This window comes from Streptomyces sp. NPDC001443 (genome assembly GCF_053597355.1).
This window is the reverse complement of record NZ_JBSFIA010000001.1, coordinates 372,833-390,022: the sequence shown is the minus strand read 5'-3', so window position 1 is coordinate 390,022 and position 17,190 is coordinate 372,833. Positions and strand designations below refer to the sequence as shown.

The 17,190-nt window shown below is 69.6% G+C and carries 8 protein-coding genes; all 8 read right to left on the bottom strand.

From position 1 onward, the window contains the following. Nucleotides 1-70 precede the first annotated feature (70 nt). The 8 genes from ACWC24_RS01635 to ACWC24_RS01600 all read right to left on the bottom strand — a co-directional run bounded on the left by ACWC24_RS01635 (nucleotide 71) and on the right by ACWC24_RS01600 (nucleotide 17,079). Complete coding sequence (locus ACWC24_RS01635) at nucleotides 71-1,624, bottom strand: alkaline phosphatase D family protein (protein WP_450660807.1); 1,554 nt, start codon at nucleotides 1,622-1,624, stop codon at nucleotides 71-73. Between the two features lie 345 nt (nucleotides 1,625-1,969). Then, the gene (obgE, locus tag ACWC24_RS01630; protein WP_450660806.1) at nucleotides 1,970-3,406 is read right to left on the bottom strand and encodes a GTPase ObgE; all 1,437 of its coding nucleotides are present in this window, start codon (nucleotides 3,404-3,406) and stop codon (nucleotides 1,970-1,972) included. Nucleotides 3,407-3,551: 145 nt separating this feature from the next. After that, nucleotides 3,552-3,806, bottom strand: coding sequence for a 50S ribosomal protein L27 (gene rpmA, locus ACWC24_RS01625; protein WP_040253648.1), 255 nt, complete (start codon nucleotides 3,804-3,806; stop codon nucleotides 3,552-3,554). Nucleotides 3,807-3,820: 14 nt separating this feature from the next. After that, nucleotides 3,821-4,141 carry a 50S ribosomal protein L21 gene (gene rplU, locus ACWC24_RS01620; RefSeq protein WP_007381993.1) on the bottom strand — a complete coding sequence of 107 codons (321 nt, stop codon included), beginning with the start codon at nucleotides 4,139-4,141 and terminating at the stop codon, nucleotides 3,821-3,823. Nucleotides 4,142-4,344: 203 nt separating this feature from the next. Then, nucleotides 4,345-4,629, bottom strand: a complete 285-nt coding sequence (locus ACWC24_RS01615) for a hypothetical protein (RefSeq protein WP_450660805.1) — start codon at nucleotides 4,627-4,629, stop codon at nucleotides 4,345-4,347. Nucleotides 4,630-4,747: 118 nt separating this feature from the next. Beyond that, on the bottom strand, nucleotides 4,748-11,653 hold the full coding sequence (locus ACWC24_RS01610) for an RHS repeat-associated core domain-containing protein (RefSeq protein ID WP_450660804.1): 6,906 nt from the start codon (nucleotides 11,651-11,653) through the stop codon (nucleotides 4,748-4,750). Between the two features lie 120 nt (nucleotides 11,654-11,773). After that, complete coding sequence (locus ACWC24_RS01605) at nucleotides 11,774-15,391, bottom strand: LamG domain-containing protein (protein ID WP_450660803.1); 3,618 nt, start codon at nucleotides 15,389-15,391, stop codon at nucleotides 11,774-11,776. Nucleotides 15,392-15,483: 92 nt separating this feature from the next. Next, on the bottom strand, nucleotides 15,484-17,079 hold the full coding sequence (locus ACWC24_RS01600; protein WP_450660802.1) for a VCBS repeat-containing protein: 1,596 nt from the start codon (nucleotides 17,077-17,079) through the stop codon (nucleotides 15,484-15,486). Nucleotides 17,080-17,190: the final 111 nt, after the last annotated feature.

Here is a 17,190-nt window from a genome sequence, read left to right as displayed (position 1 = left end):
ATGAGTCCCAGGCTCCTCGCGCACCGGCCCCGGCCTGCGGAGAAGGCCGGGAGCCGCCGTGTCGGGCGGCTCACACGAGCCGCACGCCCGGCCTGCCGTCCTCGACCCGCAGGCGGGCCAGCGTCCTCGCCCCCGCCCTCGTCCGCAGGACCGTGTCGACCACCCTGACCTGCGCGTCGATGCGGTCGCGACGGATGTCGAAGAGGTGGTACCCGCGGTGCGCGTCGACCAGCTTCCAGTGCGGGTTGTCCGGTTTGCGGGGATCCATGAAGGCGTGGAAAGCGGCCTGGTCCTGGTCGCCGCCGCTGGAGATCGAGGTGCCGACGAACTCGGCGCCCACGACGGCCGAGCGCGGATCGGCGAAGTTCCGCTTCAGATCGCTGATCATCGTGACGTGCCGGTCGCCGCTGAGCACGACCGGATTGCGTACGGCCGCGAACTCGGCGAGCAGCGCGTTGCGTTCGGTCTGGTAGCCGTCCCAGGCGTCGTAGTACCACTGCTTGCCCGCGCCGATCAGCAGATCGGTCTCGGCCATCATGATCTGCGAGGCGACGAGGTTCCAGCTCGCCGGGGAGCCGTGCAGCCCGTCGAGGAGCCACTTCTTCTGGGCGGCGCCGAGCATGGTGCGCGACGGGCTGCGGGCGCCCGCCTGACCGGTCGCCTGGTCGCTGCGGAACTGCCGGGTGTCCAGCACGTTGAGCCGGGCCAGGCGCCCGAAGTCCAGCCGGCGGTGCATCCGGATGTGCGGGCCGTTCGGGACCGCGCCCGCCCGTACCGGCATGTGCTCGTAGTACGCCTGGTAGGCCGCGGTCAGCCGGGCGACGAACGCGGTGTGCGACTGCTTGTCGGGGTCCTGCGGGACCTGCCCGGCGAAGTCGTTGTCGACCTCGTGGTCGTCGAAGGTGACCACCCAGGGGGCGGCCGCGTGCATCGCCCGCAGGTCGGGGTCCCTGCGGTACTGGGCGTGGCGGTTGCGGTACTGCACCAGGGTGTGCGGCTCCCCCGCGCCCTCGTGCCGGCGTACGCCCGTGGCGGACGGCGGGGACTCGTAGATGTAGTCGCCGACGAAGACGACGACGTCCGGATCCTGCGCCCGCATGTCGGCGTACGGCGTGAAGTAGCCCTGCTGCCAGTTCTGGCAGGAGGCGAGCGCCACCCGCAGCGGGCCGCGGCCGGTCGCGTCGGGCGCGGTGCGGGTGCGGCCACGGGGCGAGATCTGGCCGTCGGCGCGGAAGCGGTACCAGTACGCACGGTCCGGGCGTAACCCCCGTACATCGACGTGAACGCTGTGCCCGTACGCGGGCCGCGCCTGCGCGGTGCCCCGGCGCACACCCGTGACGAAACGCGGGTCCTCGGAGATCTCCCACTGCACCGGCACGGTTCGGGCCGGCATACCGCCGCCGTGCAGCGGGTCGGGGGCGAGCCTGGTCCACAGCACGATGCCGTCGGGCAGCGGGTCCCCGGAGGCGACTCCGAGGCTGAACACCCCTGCGGGCAGCTTGGGTTGGGCGGCACTGGCGGTGGCGGGCAGCCACAGCTGGGTGGTGGCGGCGCCGAGCACGGCGGCACCGGTGGTCAACAGGCGGCGGCGGTCGGGCGATTCGGGTCCGGTCACTGGGGTCATGGGGCGAACTCCCCTGCCTCGCTGGCCTCTTGGTCGTTCGCAAGCTCCCACGGGCGGCCGGTCGGTCCGCTGAACAACGGATCTCGCGTGCATGACAAGCGGACGGACAGGAAGGGACCCGTTGCCGGGTGGCGAAGGCGGGACGAACGCGCCCTTGCCGCAACGGGTCCCGGGGACTGCGGGTGGACAGTCCGGGCAGAGATGTCACCTCATGACGGTGCCGTCCCGGACGGGGTCCGGAACGGCACCGTGAGAACTTCGCGAGAGCCCGGGAAGAACGCCGCCCGGGCTCCGTGGGAACCCGGGCGGGCTGCGCGAGGGCTCGGGCGGGCCCCGGAAGAGGACCTAGAAGGGCTCGAAGTCGTCGTACTCGCGGGAGGCCTCGTCGCGCTCCGCGTCCCGGTCCCGGCGGCGCTGGGCCGCGGGCCTCGGCGCCTCGAAGCGGTGGTCCTCACCGCGTCGGCCGAGCATCTCCGCGCCCGCGGTGACCGACGGCTCCCAGTCGAAGACGACCGCGTTGTCCTCGGGGCCGATCGCGACGCCGTCGCCGGCGCGGGCGCCCGCCTTCATCAGTTCCGTCTCCACGCCGAGGCGGTTGAGCCGGTCGGCGAGGTAGCCCACGGCCTCGTCGTTGTTGAAGTCGGTCTGGCGCACCCAGCGCTCGGGCTTCTCGCCGCGCACGCGGAACAGGCCGTCCTCCTCCAGGGTGACGGTGAAGCCGGCGTCGTCGACGGCCTTCGGCCGGATGACGATCCGCGTGGCCTCCTCCTTCGGCCGGGCGGCCCGCGCCTTCGCCACCAGGTCGGCGAGCGCGAAGGACAGCTCCTTCAGGCCCATGTGCGCCACCGCGGACGCCTCGAAGACGCGGTAACCGCGCGCTTCGAGATCCGGCCGCACCATCTCGGCGAGGTCCTTGCCGTCCGGCACGTCGATCTTGTTCAGGACGACGATGCGCGGACGGTTGTCCAGCCCGCCGTACTGGCGCAGCTCCTCCTCGATGATGTCGAGGTCGGTGACCGGGTCGCGCTCGGACTCCAGCGTGGCCGTGTCCAGCACGTGCACGAGCACGCTGCACCGCTCCACGTGGCGCAGGAACTCCAGGCCGAGCCCCTTGCCCTGGCTGGCGCCGGGGATGAGACCCGGGACGTCCGCGATCGTGTAGACGGTCGAGCCGGCGGTCACGACGCCCAGGTTCGGGACGAGGGTGGTGAACGGGTAGTCGGCGATCTTCGGCTTGGCGGCGCTCAGCACGGAGATCAGCGAGGACTTGCCCGCGCTCGGGTAGCCGACCAGCGCCACGTCGGCGACGGTCTTCAGCTCCAGGACGATGTCCCCGAGGTCGCCGGGCTCCCCCAGCAGCGCGAAGCCTGGCGCCTTGCGGCGGGCGGAGGCGAGCGCCGCGTTGCCGAGGCCGCCGCGGCCGCCCTGGGCGGCGACGTAGGAGGTCCCGTGTCCGACCAGGTCCGCGAGGACGTTGCCCGCCGCGTCCAGGACGACCGTGCCGTCCGGCACCGGCAGGACCAGGTCCTGGCCGTCCTTGCCGGAGCGGTTGCCGCCCTCGCCGGGCTTGCCGTTGGTGGCCTTGCGGTGCGGGGAGTGGTGGTACTCGAGAAGGGTGGTCACGGACTGGTCGACGGTGAGGATGACATCCCCGCCGCGTCCGCCGTTGCCGCCGTCCGGGCCGCCGAGCGGCTTGAACTTCTCCCGGTGCACGGAGGCACAGCCGTGGCCTCCGTTACCCGCGGCGACGTGCAGTTCGACGCGGTCCACGAAGGTGGTCATGGTGGGGTGCCTCCAGCACTTAAGTCTTGCGTACGGTCTTCTTGCCGCCGGCCTGTGCGCTGCCGGTCTCTCTCCTGCGTAACACGCGAAAGGCGGACCCGCCTTCCCGAACGGGAAGTGAGGTCCGCCTCGCGAAAGCTTCCGATCAGGCGACCGGAACGATGTTCACGACCTTGCGGCCGCGGAACGTGCCGAACTCCACCGCACCGGGCTGGAGCGCGAACAGCGTGTCGTCGCCGCCACGGCCGACGCCGGAGCCCGGGTGGAAGTGGGTGCCGCGCTGGCGGACCAGGATCTCACCAGCGTTGACGACCTGACCGCCGAAGCGCTTCACGCCGAGCCGCTGGGCATTGGAGTCGCGACCGTTCCGGGTGGACGATGCGCCCTTCTTGTGTGCCATGTCTCCTCAGTCCCTTACTTCGCAGCCGCGGGGATCTCAGTGACCTTGATCGCCGTGTACTGCTGGCGGTGGCCCTGACGACGGCGGTAGCCGGTCTTGTTCTTGTAGCGAAGGATGTCGATCTTCACACCCTTGTGGTGGTCCACGACCTCGGCCTGGACCTTGATGCCGGCCAGCACCCACGGGTCGCTGGTCACAGCGTCGCCGTCGACAACGAGCAGGGTCGAGAGCTCGACCGTGTCGCCAACCTTGGCAGTGGAAATCTTGTCAACCTCAACGATGTCACCGACAGCAACCTTGTGCTGGCGGCCACCGCTGCGCACGATGGCGTACACGCGGATCTCACTCTCTCGCTCGGGAACGGCACCCCCGCAGTCCAGCCACCCGGGAACGAACACGGGCGGCCTCTCCCGGCCACCGAAGCGCCCGGGAGGAAGAGGTTTACGGGGATGTGGCATGTCAGTCGACATGCCGACGGTCAAGGTTACGGGGCCCGGCTTGAGGGGTCAAACCGGGCCCCGGAAGGTGTCACTCTCGGTCAGTCGGTCCCTGTCCGGCACCTCAGCGCGTCGGGAGCGAAAGCGCCGATGTCGTCCATCGCGTCCTCCGCCCGGCCACCGAGCACGGAGTCTTGCAGCAGCTCCCGTATGCGCGCGACCAATCGGGGGCCGATGACGCCGTGGAGCCGGGCAATGTGCCCCGCGCAGGTCACCGCCAACGCCGTCACCTGTGGATCGACTGCGAGGCCTGCCGGGTCGAGGCACTCCAGGAGGAGCGCCTCGACCGCTTCCCGGTCCGGATCGTCATACGTGAGGGCAAGCAACGCCTGGGTGGCCCGGACGACGTCACCCCCCTCGATTTCGGCCGTCAGGCTCGCGCGCCACGCGGAGGAGCCTGGCCCGGTCGAACCGGTCGGATTCGACTGCCCGGAGTCGTCGTGCCTACTCAGTTTTGATATCTCCGTTCTTGATCCCCCGGCGTAGTGCGCTCTTGGCCTTGGCCATACTCGGATCCGTGTTGATGTCCGTTCTCACGTGACCGTGGAAGACCTCGTTGGTGCCACCCTCCACTGTGCAGCCGCAGGGGACCTCGCGGGTACGGTCGAGCACCACGCTATCGCCGTTGGTCCGGTCGATTCCCACCCGTCGAGGCGAGGTCTCCTTGATCTGCACGGAGTTGTCGAGCGCATCCTGGCCATTGGTCGGCTCAGCGCTGTTCTCGCCGCGAGAGCTGCTACGGGCTTCGCTGCCATGCTTGCCACCCGCCTCATAGATCCGTTCGCCACAGTTGTGGACGAGCAGCGGGAAGCGGCCTGCCAGGACGTAGTACGTGTGGAGGTCCGAGATCGTGAGGTCGTGCGTTCGCTGACGCCGGTCGAAGGACCGGACCGCCGTGATCTCCGTCGACCCCCCGTCCGCAGTGTGCAGCGACATGCCCGGCTTGAGGTCACCGGCCTCCACCCACCTCTTTTCGGACTCCGTCCAGAAAGGATGGGTAGTGGTGGAGACCAGAGACTCGGTCTTGCCCGACTTGCCCTTGACCGAGAGATCGACAAAGTGCTTGTCGTCTTCGGTAACGATCGTCCCGACGACTTCGCGGACTGTCGTCGTGCCCGTCTTCGGATCGGTGACGATGAGCTTGTCGCCGAGCTTCACCCGTTCGATCGGCTTGGTCTTGCCACCTTCGAGCAGCACCTTTGTTCCGGGCAGGAAGCTGTGCTTCCCCTCGATCGGGCAGGAGATGCCGTCGTCGCCCCCCTTCTTCTTGAGTGCTGCCGCCGCCTTCTTCTTGGCCTCCGCCAGTTTCTCCGCGGCCTTGGTGAAGCCGGCTCTGGCCTTGCTCACCGCCTTGCTCGCGTTCCACATGCCCTTGACACCGCCGACCAGGTCCTTGACCAGGCCGGTCACCCGCTTGACGAGCCTGAGGCCCTTGGCCCACTTCCACGGCGCGCCGTACTTGGCGAGGATCTTGCCCGCCAGACCGCCCGCGAAGGAGCCGGCGATGTTGAGCAGGGTCTCGCCACAGGAGCCCAGGTCGCCGGTGGAGATACAGTCCAGGGCGGCGTCCACCCCGAGAATGTCCCGGGCGATCTTGACCAGCGCCTTGCCTGCGGACTTGATGCGCTGCCTGGCGGACGCCTGCTGCTGCTCCGCTGCCGCCACGTCGCTGGACGCCTTGCTCTGATCCGACTGTGCCTTGACGACGTCCGGGTCCGTGTTCGTGACGGGCACGCCGCCACGGCACTCGATCAGGCCCTCTCGGCACTCCGGGACGATCATGCCGCTGGGGTCGGCATGGGTGACCGGGGAGTTGTTGGCGTAGGCGTAGCCGTTGATCTGCTGTGGCTGGGTGTAGTCAATGAGCGGGTCGACCGAGATGAACTTGCCGATGGTCGCGTCGTACTCCCGCGCGCCCAGGTGGGTGAGGCCGGTGGAGGCATCGATCGTGCCTCCGACATAGCCCTTCTCTCCCGGCCAGGCGCCGGTCTTCTCACCGCGCTCGACGCCGAAGGGGTCGTAGCGCCGCTGGGAAATCGCCCCGGTGGCGGAGTCGATCGCCAGTTCGCCCGTGCCGTGATGGTCGGAGGCGATGAAGGACAGTTTCGCGGCGGTACGGACCGCGACGGTCTCTCCGGCGTACTCGTAGTAGCGGGTGGCTTCCGTCTTGGTGCCGTCGGCCGACAGCTTCAGTTCCGTGCCGGGCAGGTAGACAGTGGTGCCGGACGGATCCTTGCGCTGTACTCGGTTTCCATTGGCGTCGTAGAGGAAGCTCGTCTCGGAACCACCGGCCTCGGTGACCTTGGCCAGTGCACTGGCGTCGTCCCAGGCCAAGACCTGGGCATTACCCCCGATCGTGCGCTTGGTGGTGTTGCCCGCGTCGTCGTACTCGTACGTAGACTGCCGGTCCCCGGTCGGGGTGTTCTCAGTGACCTTGGTGACTTGGTGCGGTCCGTCGCCGAGGGCGCCCGCACCGCCGTACTCGTAGCTGCGGGTGATGTTCTTGGCCGCGTTCAAGCCGGTGTCGTGATTGACCTCGGTGAGACGGTTGCCGATGGCGTCGGTCTCGTACGACTTCCAGTACGGGGACGGACCTCCAAGCGCGGTCGCGCCGGCGGCGGAGTCACAGGCCGTGGGGCCGCTGCCGCCCACCGGCGTAGTGGAGCCACGGGTACCGGAGCCCGCCGCGGCCGTCGCGGTGGCCGCCGGGGTCCAGGCGTCCTGGAGTCGCTGCCGACTGTCGTAGGCGAAGCACTGCACGTCCGGCGAAGCCGAGTTCGCGGTGTCCGCGATGGACAGGACGTTGCCCGCCTGGTCGTAGGAGTAGTTCGACTCCTTGACCGGGGCGGTCGCGCCGTAGACATCCACCACCGAGCGGGTCAGCCGGTCGGTGCCCGTCTCGTAGCCGAAGGTCTGCCAGACCTTCTTGCCGCTTCCGCCCGTCGACAGTTCCAGCTGCTTGAGGAGGCTGTTCTTGTCGTAGACGGTGTCGGTGACGTACGAGGTGCTGCCCGTCATCGTCTTCGGACGCTGCAAGGTGTCGTACGTGTAGGTCACCGCCTCCGCCGGCAGATCGGCGATGGCAGGCAGGCCGGTGCTCTGGAGCGTGCCGTCCCGGTTGTAGGAGGAGGTGAAAACGTACGTTCCGGCGAGGGAACCCTGGGATACCGGGACCTGGTAGCCGGTCTTCAACGGACGGTAGAACTCGTCCATCGACTGGATGCCCGTGGCGAAGTACTCGGTCGGCGAGACATAGCTCAGGAAACCGTAAGCCTGTCCCAGCCAACCCGCCTTGTCGTATTTCGTCTCCGTCAGCTTGGTGCCCGTGTCGGCGTCGCCCAGCCAGGTCGTGGTGACTCGCCCGAGCTTGTCGTAGACCATGGACGTCTTCTTGTTCCGCCCGTCGTACGAGACCACCGGCCGGTCCAGCTCGTCGTACTCCGTGCGCGAGGTTCCGGCGTCCGGGTCGATCGACTTGGTCTGGCGGCCCAGCTGGTCGTATTCGTACCGCCACACGTTGTTCTTGGCGTCGGTGACCGTCTCCAGCAGACCGGCCGTGTTGTAGGTGTACTTCGTCGAGTCGTACGGCACGCCCGCGTTCGGCGAGGCGCCGCGGTGGTGACGGATCTCGGAGACGTTGCCCTGGTCGTCGGTGATCGTCGTGGTGGGCACACCACCGGTCGGCGGGTCGACGCGGGTGATCTCACCGTCGTAGGCGGTCGTGGTGCGCCACTGCTCGGCACCGCTGACCGCGAAGATCTGGGCGGTGACTCGGCCCAGACCGTCGTACTCGAACAGGCTCTGCTGGCCGACCTGGCCGTTGCTCACGAGCAACAGCTCGTCCGAGGCCACGCCGGCCGCGTTGTAGGTGGCGTTGGTCTTCTTCACGTTGCCCGTGCCGTCGTACCAGGTGTCGGCGGACATACGGGTGCCGTCCGGGCCCTCGGTCTGGATCTGGCGGGCACGCAGCATGCTGTCATAGAGCTGGTACTCGGCGCCGTAGGAGCCGTCGTTCTCGATCTTCTCCGTCTTGACCGAGGTGACCTTGTCCTTGCGGACGTTGTAGGAGTACTTGATGCTCGGCGTCTGTGTGCTCGCCCGGTCCGCCAGCCAGACTGAGGTCAGCCGGCCCAGGCCGTCGTAGGCCAGGTCGGTGCGCTTGCCGTTGGGGTCGGTCTGGCCCGAGGACATTCCCCAGGCCGGGGCGTAGTCCGTTGTAGTGACATGGCCGAGGGCGTTGGTGACGGTCGCCTTCGTCAGCAGGCCGTTGGTCTCGGTGTAAGCGCTCTTCGTCTGGTCCGAGGTCCCGTACTGCCTGGCGTCCTTCTGCGTCAGCGGTCGGCCGAAAGCGTCGTAGGTCGTGGCGCCCGTGACCTGGTACGTCGCCGTGGTGCCGTCGTGCGCAACCAGACGCTCGGTCTTGGTCGCGTCACCCTTCGTGGGCGCCGCGCCGAACGCTCCGCCGTCGTACGAGGTGCGTTCGTCGCCGAGAACCTGAGACTTGCGGTCGGGCGTGGTGGCGCACTTGACCGACACGACCTCGCTGCGCGCGGGCAGCGAGAGGATGTTCTTCGCCGTGTTGTCCGCGTACGTGGTGCGGGTGCAGGTGTCGTCCTTGGTGGTGGAGACGTCACCCTGGTCGTCGACGTTCAGCACCCGGCCGGTGCCGTTGGAGGTGTCGTACGTCGTCGTGGACTTCGTCTCGTTCCAGGTGCCGTCGGACTTCAGGCTGAAGCCCCGGCCCGTCTGGGTGCGCACGATCGTCGCGTGGGTGGTGCCCCAGCTCTTGGTCTGGGTGGCCGTGTAGTACTTCCACGGCGTGTTGATCGTCCTGCCGACGAGCTTGTCCCCGTCGTAGGTGACGGTCTCCAGCTCCTGGCCGGTGAAATCCTCCTCGTCGGTGTACTCGGTGCCGGTGGAGTCCTTGACCGTCACCGAGCGGGTCTTGCCGTCGGCGTCCTTGTCGCCGTCCATGCCCTGCATGAACGTGTGGTCGACGCGGGTGGTCTGCTTGTCGGCGGTGCCGCTGGTGACCTTGACCTTGCCGTAGCCCTGCCAGCCGCCCCAGGTCAGGTACTTGTCGTCGGTGATGCCGTCCGGCTTCGCCTTACGCCAGGCCGCGTCGCCCTGGTAGTCGTAGCGGGTGACCATGCTGTCGCTGCCGCCGGTGCGGTCGGTCTCGATGATCGCCGAAACGACGTACTTGTGGAACCAGTCCGTGATCGGATCGATGTAACCCGGCGGGGCCCACTTCACCGGGTAGCAGCGTTTGGTCGACTCGCCCGCCCTGGGCAGTGTGGCCTTGGTGCAGTCGGCGGGCGCGTAGTTGACGTCCAGTTGGGCGCCGGTCTCGCTGAGGACCATCGACAGACGGAAGCGGTAGAACGGCGCGATGTTGTCGCCGACCGCGTCGACCCGGTTGGCGAGCTGCTCGCCGAAGAGGTCCACGGTGGGCAGCTTGACCGCCGTACCGACCCGGCCCTCGTTCTCGATCTTGGACAGCCACAGGGTCTTGGAGTCGTCGCCGTTGTCGGTGAACAGATGCGTGAAGGTCCAGGCGTCCACGTCCTGGTAGGTCGTGGCGTCCTTGCGCATCTGCGTGACGACCGACGTCAGCCGCTTGGTGGTGAAGAACGTCGTGACCGGCGAGGTGCACTTCGTGCCCGACTTGCACTCCTGGTCGACCGGTACGTCAGGCCAGTAGGCGGCATTCGCCTTGGTGCGCTTGCTCTCCGCGCAGTCGAAGTCCGCGGTGGGCAGGCAGCGCTCGGCCGTGTTGAACACGACACGGGCCGGGGCCTTGGCCGCGTAGACCTTGGTGTCCTGCTGGCCGTAGTCGATCCGCTTGAGGTAGCCGCCGCGGTGGTACGCGGTGCCGTTGACGTCCGTCTTGCCGTTGAGCGCGTAGTAGTTCGTCTCGCGGTCGTAGAAGTAGGACATCACGTTGCCGTGGGTGTCCTTGACGTAGTCCAGGCTCCAGCGCCACGCCTGCTGGCAGTACGCGCTGGTGAAGGTCGCGTTGTAGCAGGGCTCACCGGAGTCGTCGCCGAAGACCGGCGCCGTCCAGACCGAGTTGGTCTCCTCGTTGCCGCTCGCCCAGCCCGGCAGACGGTTCAGCCCGAAGTAGTACTCCGTGCCCTCGGGGGTCGTCACCTTCCAGTGCTCCCCCTTGTCACCGGTGCCGCCGTCGTCGCCGTTGGTGGCACCGGTCAGCTTCTCGACCTTGGTGCCGTCGTCGGCCGACATGTGCCACTCGCCGGTGGTGTCGTCCTTGACCAGCTCGCCGGACGAACCGTTGAGCATGATCGTGGCGTTGTCGAACGCCCAGCACTGCTCGGCGGAACCGGAGTGGCCGTCGTCGGCGCACGGCTTGTAGCGGCGCTCGATGTAACCCGGGTCGTAGGAGAAGCCCTCACCCAGCCAGGAACCCTGGTTGTTCGTCGCCGAGGTGCGGCCGTCCGCCGACTGGGACGAGTAGCCCAGACCCACGGTCGGCACCAGGCCACCCGGGGTCGGCACCGTACGCAGCGGGTAGTTCCAGTTGAACCCGCCGGAGGACGTGGCGACGCTCCAACTGGCCGACGGGGACAGCGCGGTCGCCTTGTACGTGCCCTGCGCGCTCGACGGGCCGGCGGCGAGGGCGACCAGGGAGGTCGCGGTGGCCGCCATCGTGGAGGCGCCCTCGACCGGGGCCGGGGCGGCGGTCACGTCGGCCGAGACCGTGCCCGTCTTCACGTCGTTGACCGTCGGCAGCACCTTGGGCTGCTCCGGGCAGGCCTTGCTGCCGGGTATCGCGACCGTGGCACAGGCCGGAAGCTGGACCAGCCGCAGGCGCGAGGCGTAGGAGCCGCCGAAGCCCTCCGCGAACTCCGAGTAGTCCACCGTCAGACGGACCTTGGCGGATTCGCCTTCGCCGTCGGCGCGCTGCACGCCGAGCAGCACACCGGCACCCAGCTGGGCGGCACGCTTCGGATCGAGGACGTCGACCCGGACCTTGTCGGCCGCCTGCGCCGCTCTGGCCTTCGCCCTGGCCTTGGTCTCGGACTTCGCCGCGGTGACCTTGACCGGCAGACCGCCGGCCGCCGCGGTGGCGCCGAGCTTCACCTCGGCGCCGCCCTGCTCGGGCCACACCGCCTTGTCGAGCCCCTTGACCGCGGCCTTGCGCGCCGGGTCGGAGGGGCGGGACTTCGCTCTCGCGTCGGACCCCTTGGCGGGATCCCCGTCGTCCTGGACGCCGGGGCGGCTGGTGCGGCCCCGGGCGCCGTCGTCGAGCGCCAATGCCTGGACCGACGACGCGGACAGTGCGAGCGAGAGCCCGAGCACTGTCGCGACGACCGCCGATCTGGGCATGCGGCGGCTCAATGAGCGGCCACGGAAGAACATCGAACAACTCCCTGGTCGGAGGAAAAGGGCATGGGGAAGGGTGTGCCGGGCCCGTCGGGGCCCGGCACACAGAGGGATGAGCGTTGGTTACATGTCCGGCAGCGCCGTCAGCGAGGCCATCTGCTGCACCGCGACCGGGTCGGCCGCACCGGAGTAGACGCGCACCTCGTCGATGGCGCCGGCGAAGTACTCGTTCGCCCCGCGCAGCGAACGGCCCACCTGGAGGCCGCCGGTGGCGGACCAGAGGGTGTCGTCCTTGCCGTAGGCGCCGGCGACGAGCTGGCCCTCGACGTAGAGGCGGATCGAGTTGGCGAAGGCGTCGTAGACCACCGCGAGGTGCTGGCCGGAGCCTCCGGTGTCGGGCAGCTCCTGGTCGTCGGTGAAGGTGACGATCTCGGGGGCGGCGACGTCGGTCTTCGCCACGGCCAGCTCCCACTGGCCGGTGGCCGCCTGGTAGCGGACCTGGACACGGTTGGCGTTGGTGCCCGGCAGGGACAGCACCGTCTGGGACTTCTCCGGGTCCAGCGAAGTGAGCTGGGCGCGGGCGGTCACGGTGAAGCTGCTGTTGCCGGGGACCGGGGCGGTGGCGGTGGACGCGTAGTCCCCGTCGCCGTCCAGGACCAGGTTGCCGTCGCCGACCAGGGCCGCCGTGTCGAACAGCGGGTCGGCCGGGCGGTAGATGGAGGCGTTGCCCGCGAGGGTCAGTGCCTGGCCGCCGCCGGTCTCGGCCGCCGAGCCGCCGGTGGCCGCGTCGAGCTGCCAGTAGCCCTTGCGCTCCGGCTTGATCGTCATCAGGTCGGCGACCTGGGCGGCCGGGAGCACCCGGTCGAAGACGCGGACCTCGGCGAGGTCACCGGTGAAGTTGTCGTGGTAGCCGCTCTTGGCCGTGGTGCGGCCGATCTGCAGCGGACCGTACGACTTCCAGGTGGAGCGCCGGCCGGCCGAGCCCTTCAGGTCCTTGTTGATGTAGAGCTGGAGCAGCGGGCCGCCCGTCTTCTGCGCGTCGTACACGCCGGTCAGCAGCACCCACTGGTCCTTGACCACGGAGATTCCGGTGGAGACGGCCTTCCATTCGCCGAGCGAGTCGACGTCGTTGACCGGGACGGAGAACTTCCAGGTCGCGGCGGACGCGTCGTAGCCGAGGAAGAATCCGGGCTCGCCGGTGCCGTCCTGGCTGATCACCGTCATGTTGCGGTCCAGCGCGGTGGGCCGCACCCAGGCGCTGACGCTGAAGCTCTTGGCCGTGTCGAGCACGGTCTCGTCGGCGTCGAGGTACGACTCGGCGGTGCCGTCGAAGTGCGCCGCCTTGTCGGCCTTGCCGCCGGGACCGTCCGCGCCGAACGTGACGGCGCTGCCCACGGTGGCCGAGAACTCGCCGCTCTCGTCGTGCGCCTCCGTGTCGCCCGCCTGGTCGGCGAGGTTCCACTGGGCGACGACCGGCTTGCCCTCGCTCACCAGGAAGTCGTAGGGAGTGCTGACGGCGTGCGCCGCCTTGTCGAGGGCGATCACCTCGAGCACGTGCCGGCCGGCGCGGGTCGGCATCCACTGGACGGAGACGGAGCCGCCCCCCGTGGCCGGGGTGAGGGTGGTCAGCGCGGCGCCGTCGAAGGAGTACTGGTACTTGACGACGTCGGTGTCCGGGATGGCGTCGTTCGGGTTGGGCGAGAAGGTGAAGGTGCCGTAGGTGCCCACGCCGTCGTGGTAGACGGTGTCGGACGGGTACTGCTTGGACAGCACGTTCGGCGCGCCGGGCCAGGTCTTGTCATAGACGAACTCGCAGCGCTGGGCCGGGTCGCCCTCGGAGCTCCACGGCCCCCAGCCGTCACCGTCGTAGGCCCGCGCGCTCCAGTAGATGGTGGTGTTCTGCGGGATCGACGACTTGACGGTGTGCGTGAACTTGGTACCGGGCGTCGGGGAGAGCCAGTCCGGGGTGGTGTACGTGTACGAACCCGGGCTGGTGCCGCCCCACTCCACCTTGAACTCGACCTTCACCTTGTCGGTCTGGCCGTTGCCGTGGTCCGGGTCGCTCGCGATGGCCTGCAACTTCGGCAGAGCGCCCGTGTACGGGCGGCTCGAACCCCACTTGCACAGACCACCGGGGTCGGTGGACATGTCGGTGGTCTTGATCTGCCGCGGCAGGTTGTTGTACTTGATCGACAGGTAGGCGTTGCCGCAGATCCGCTTCCACTCGGCGAAGCGGGACTCGTCGGAGGCGCGCAGGCCCAGCGTCATCGAGTTCCAGCCGTCGGCGGCGGCCGTCTTGATCTCGCTGGTCAGCTCGCCGGTCGCGCCGCTCTCGAAGTTGAGGTTGGCCTGGCTGGAGCAGGAGGTCGGGGAGATCGCCTTGTCGACGGTCTGGAGGTAGTCGACCCAGTCGTCCTGGGTGTTGGACCAGCTGCTGGAGGAGTTGATCGTGTAGTTCTTGCCGCCGACCCGGTAGAGCTTGATGGGCTCCGCGGTCGGGGTGGCGCTGTAGATGAACTCGACCCGGGCGGAGAAGGTCGCGCCGAGGATCTGCTTCCCCTTGTAGAAGGAGAGCGGCATCGTGAACAGCACGCGCCGGGTGCCGACCCCGTTGCAGGAGACCGGGTTGTAGTCGGTGGGGCACTTGCCGACGCCCGCGCTGCCGGAGTACTTCCAGTCCTGCTCGCTCGGCATGCCGGACATGACGCCGGTCCAGGCGCTGCGCGAGGTGGTGCGCTGGATCGGGTCGATGACGACGGGGAAGACGGTGTCCGCGCCCTTGAGGAGCTTCTGGTCGGGGAGCAGGCTGAGCTTGCCCTTGCCCACCTCGACGTCCAGCGGGGCGACGCGTCCGCCGCCGCCGGGGCCTTCGAGGGCGGCCTCGGGGGCGACGGGAGTGGTGGGCGCGTCGGCGGCCGCGGCGGTCAGCGCCTTGGCGACGGCCTTGGGGCCCTGCTTGGCGGCGGCGGTCTCCTTGACGGCGGCCGAGTCCCACATCGCGGGCTTGCCTGCCTCGAAGACGGTGCCGCCGACCTCGGCGTCCTTCGCGACGATCGCGCCGGTGGCGTCCTCCGTGACCTTCAGACCGTCGGTCGTCATGCCCAGGTCGAGCCGGGCCAGTCGCGGATCGGCCGCCGCCTCGGGCGTCTTGACGACCAGCAGGTGGCCGAAGCCGTCGGCCTCGGCGCGCACGGTCAGGTCGACGCCGGGCAGGGCGTCGGTGTAGGTGGCCGTGTCGCCGTCGACGGTCGGCGCGGGCAGCTTGCCGTAGGGCCAGGTCAGGGCGAACTCGCGGCCCGCGCGCTGCATCGTCACGAACGGATCGCCCGCCTTGCCGGCGGAGAAGGCCAGGTCGACGGTGGCGGCCTTCGGGCCCCAGCTGCCGTCGGACCGCTTGACCAGCGTCGGGTCGATGTCGACCCACTTGCCGCCCTGGACCGTGCGGACGGGCTCGGTGTACTCGCGGGCCGTGAAGGTGCCGTCGGGCTCGGCGAAGATCTCCCTGCGCTCGGTGCGCAGTCCGACGACCTCGGTCTTCCTGCCGCTGTCCTGCGCGGCGGCCATGGCCTGCTGCTCGGTCTGCACGGTCTGGTCGGCGGCGACCGGCGTCTGGGCCGCGCGGGTGCCGCCGCCCGGCAGGACCGCCAGGGTGCCCGCCACCACCGCGCCGGTGACGGCCGCGGCGACGGCGGCACGCAGCGCCGGGCCGCGCCGTATCGGTCTGTGTCTGTCTGCGGACACGCGTCCACTCTCCAGTCGGGTCATGTCTGTGTCGGAGGTCCGGGTGCCGGAGGGTCCGGTCCGGCGGGACGGGTCGGGGGATCGGCGGGCCGTCATCGGACCGTCGTCCCGAAGGTCCCGCCGTCCGCGGGGATACCGCCCTCACCGGGCTTGAACGTCTGGGTCGGTGCCGCGCCCGAGGCGGAGTTCCACGGGAAGCCGTGGACCGCGCGCCCCTCGGCGGGGCCGTAGGGCACACCCACGTACAGCAGCGAAGGGCTGCTGCCGAGGCTGATGCCCGCGTACGTCCGGGGCGCCGGGCCGGAGGGGATGCCGTTGCCCGGTTCGAGCACGGCGTCCGAGGCGCCGGGTGCGCCGATCATCGGAAGGATCTGGACGGCGCCCGCCTCCGGGGCGCTCTCCGTCGACTCCTCCCCCGGCACGCCCACGGCGAGGCGCATGGTGGCCGCCGTACCGACCGCGCTGGTGGTGGTGTTCACCGCGGCGAGCCGCTGGCCGAAGAAGTCGCCGGCCTCGGCTTCGCCCTCGACGCCGTCCACGTTCTGGTCGATCCAGTTCAGCAGGACGACCGTGCCGTCGGCCTTGATCTGGTAGACGTGCACGGCTCCGGCGTCGACGGTGGTGCCGAGGTCCTCACCGGGCACGCCCACGGCGAGGAGCGCGTCGGTGGTGGTGGCCGCTCCGGTCGGGCGGTAGGGGGCCATCGCGAGCGCGCTGCCGTACCGGTCGTCGGTCTGGGCGGCGGCGTCCGGTCCGGGGGTGCGGCCCTGCCCCATGCCGAAGACGGGGTTGGGGATGCCGTACTGGTTGATCGACGGCTGGAAGGCCTGGACACCGCCGGCGAAGGCGACCGTGCCGATGCTCTCGCCGGGAGCGCCGACCACGAAGAACCGGTCCGTGGCGGCGATCGAGGCGCCGAAGCGGTCGTAGGCCTCCGCGTCCTCCCAGACGCCGGTGGTGTCCTGGCTGACGGACGCGGCCTGGTAGTCGGTGCCGTACACATAGCCGATCAGGCCCATGTCGACGCCGCCGGCTCCGTCCTCGCCCGGAACTCCGATGACCAGGAAGGGAAATCCGGTCGGCGAGGTGCCTGCCGCGACGGCGTAGCCGAGCCAGTCGTCGGTCTCGGGGCCACCGCCCAGCGGCTGGGTCTCGCCCTGGATGAAGCCCCTGCTGTTGAACTCCGACCCGACCGCGGTGGCCGAGCCGTAGACGATCTGGACGTAGCCCGCGTCCTTGACCGTGCCGACGTCCTCGTAGGGGATACCCACGGCCAGGTCGCTGCAGCCGTCCTTGTTCGCGTCGTACACCGCGAGCGAGAACCCGAACTGGTCCCCGTCCTCGGGGGCGTCGGCCACGTTCGGGGTGTCCTGGGATATCTCCACGACCCCCTTGCCACCGCCGAGCACGATGTGGACCAGACCGGCACGCGCGTGGCCCGACACGGTGGCCTCGGGATCGGCGATGGCCGTGTCCCGGATGCCGTCACCGTTGAAGTCGGACGGGGTACCGGCAGTGCAGGCCGCCGCGGCGGCCGCCGGGCTTCCACTGGCTGCCAGGCTCAACCCCAGCAGTGCCGCGACCAGCACACCGGCGGCTCCCCGCCGCCAGGCCTTCGCCGCCGGGGGCGCCTGTCCGCCGACGGGCGCGGCACGGCATCCCGTCGAGGTATGTCCGTTTTCGGACATGGTTCAGCTCTCCGTTCGCTTTCTCTGTGCGTGTGACATCGCGGCCGTCGGACGTCCGGGGTCCGTCGGACCCGCGGGCCTGGCGGCCGTGCGGGTCCGACGGACGTACGG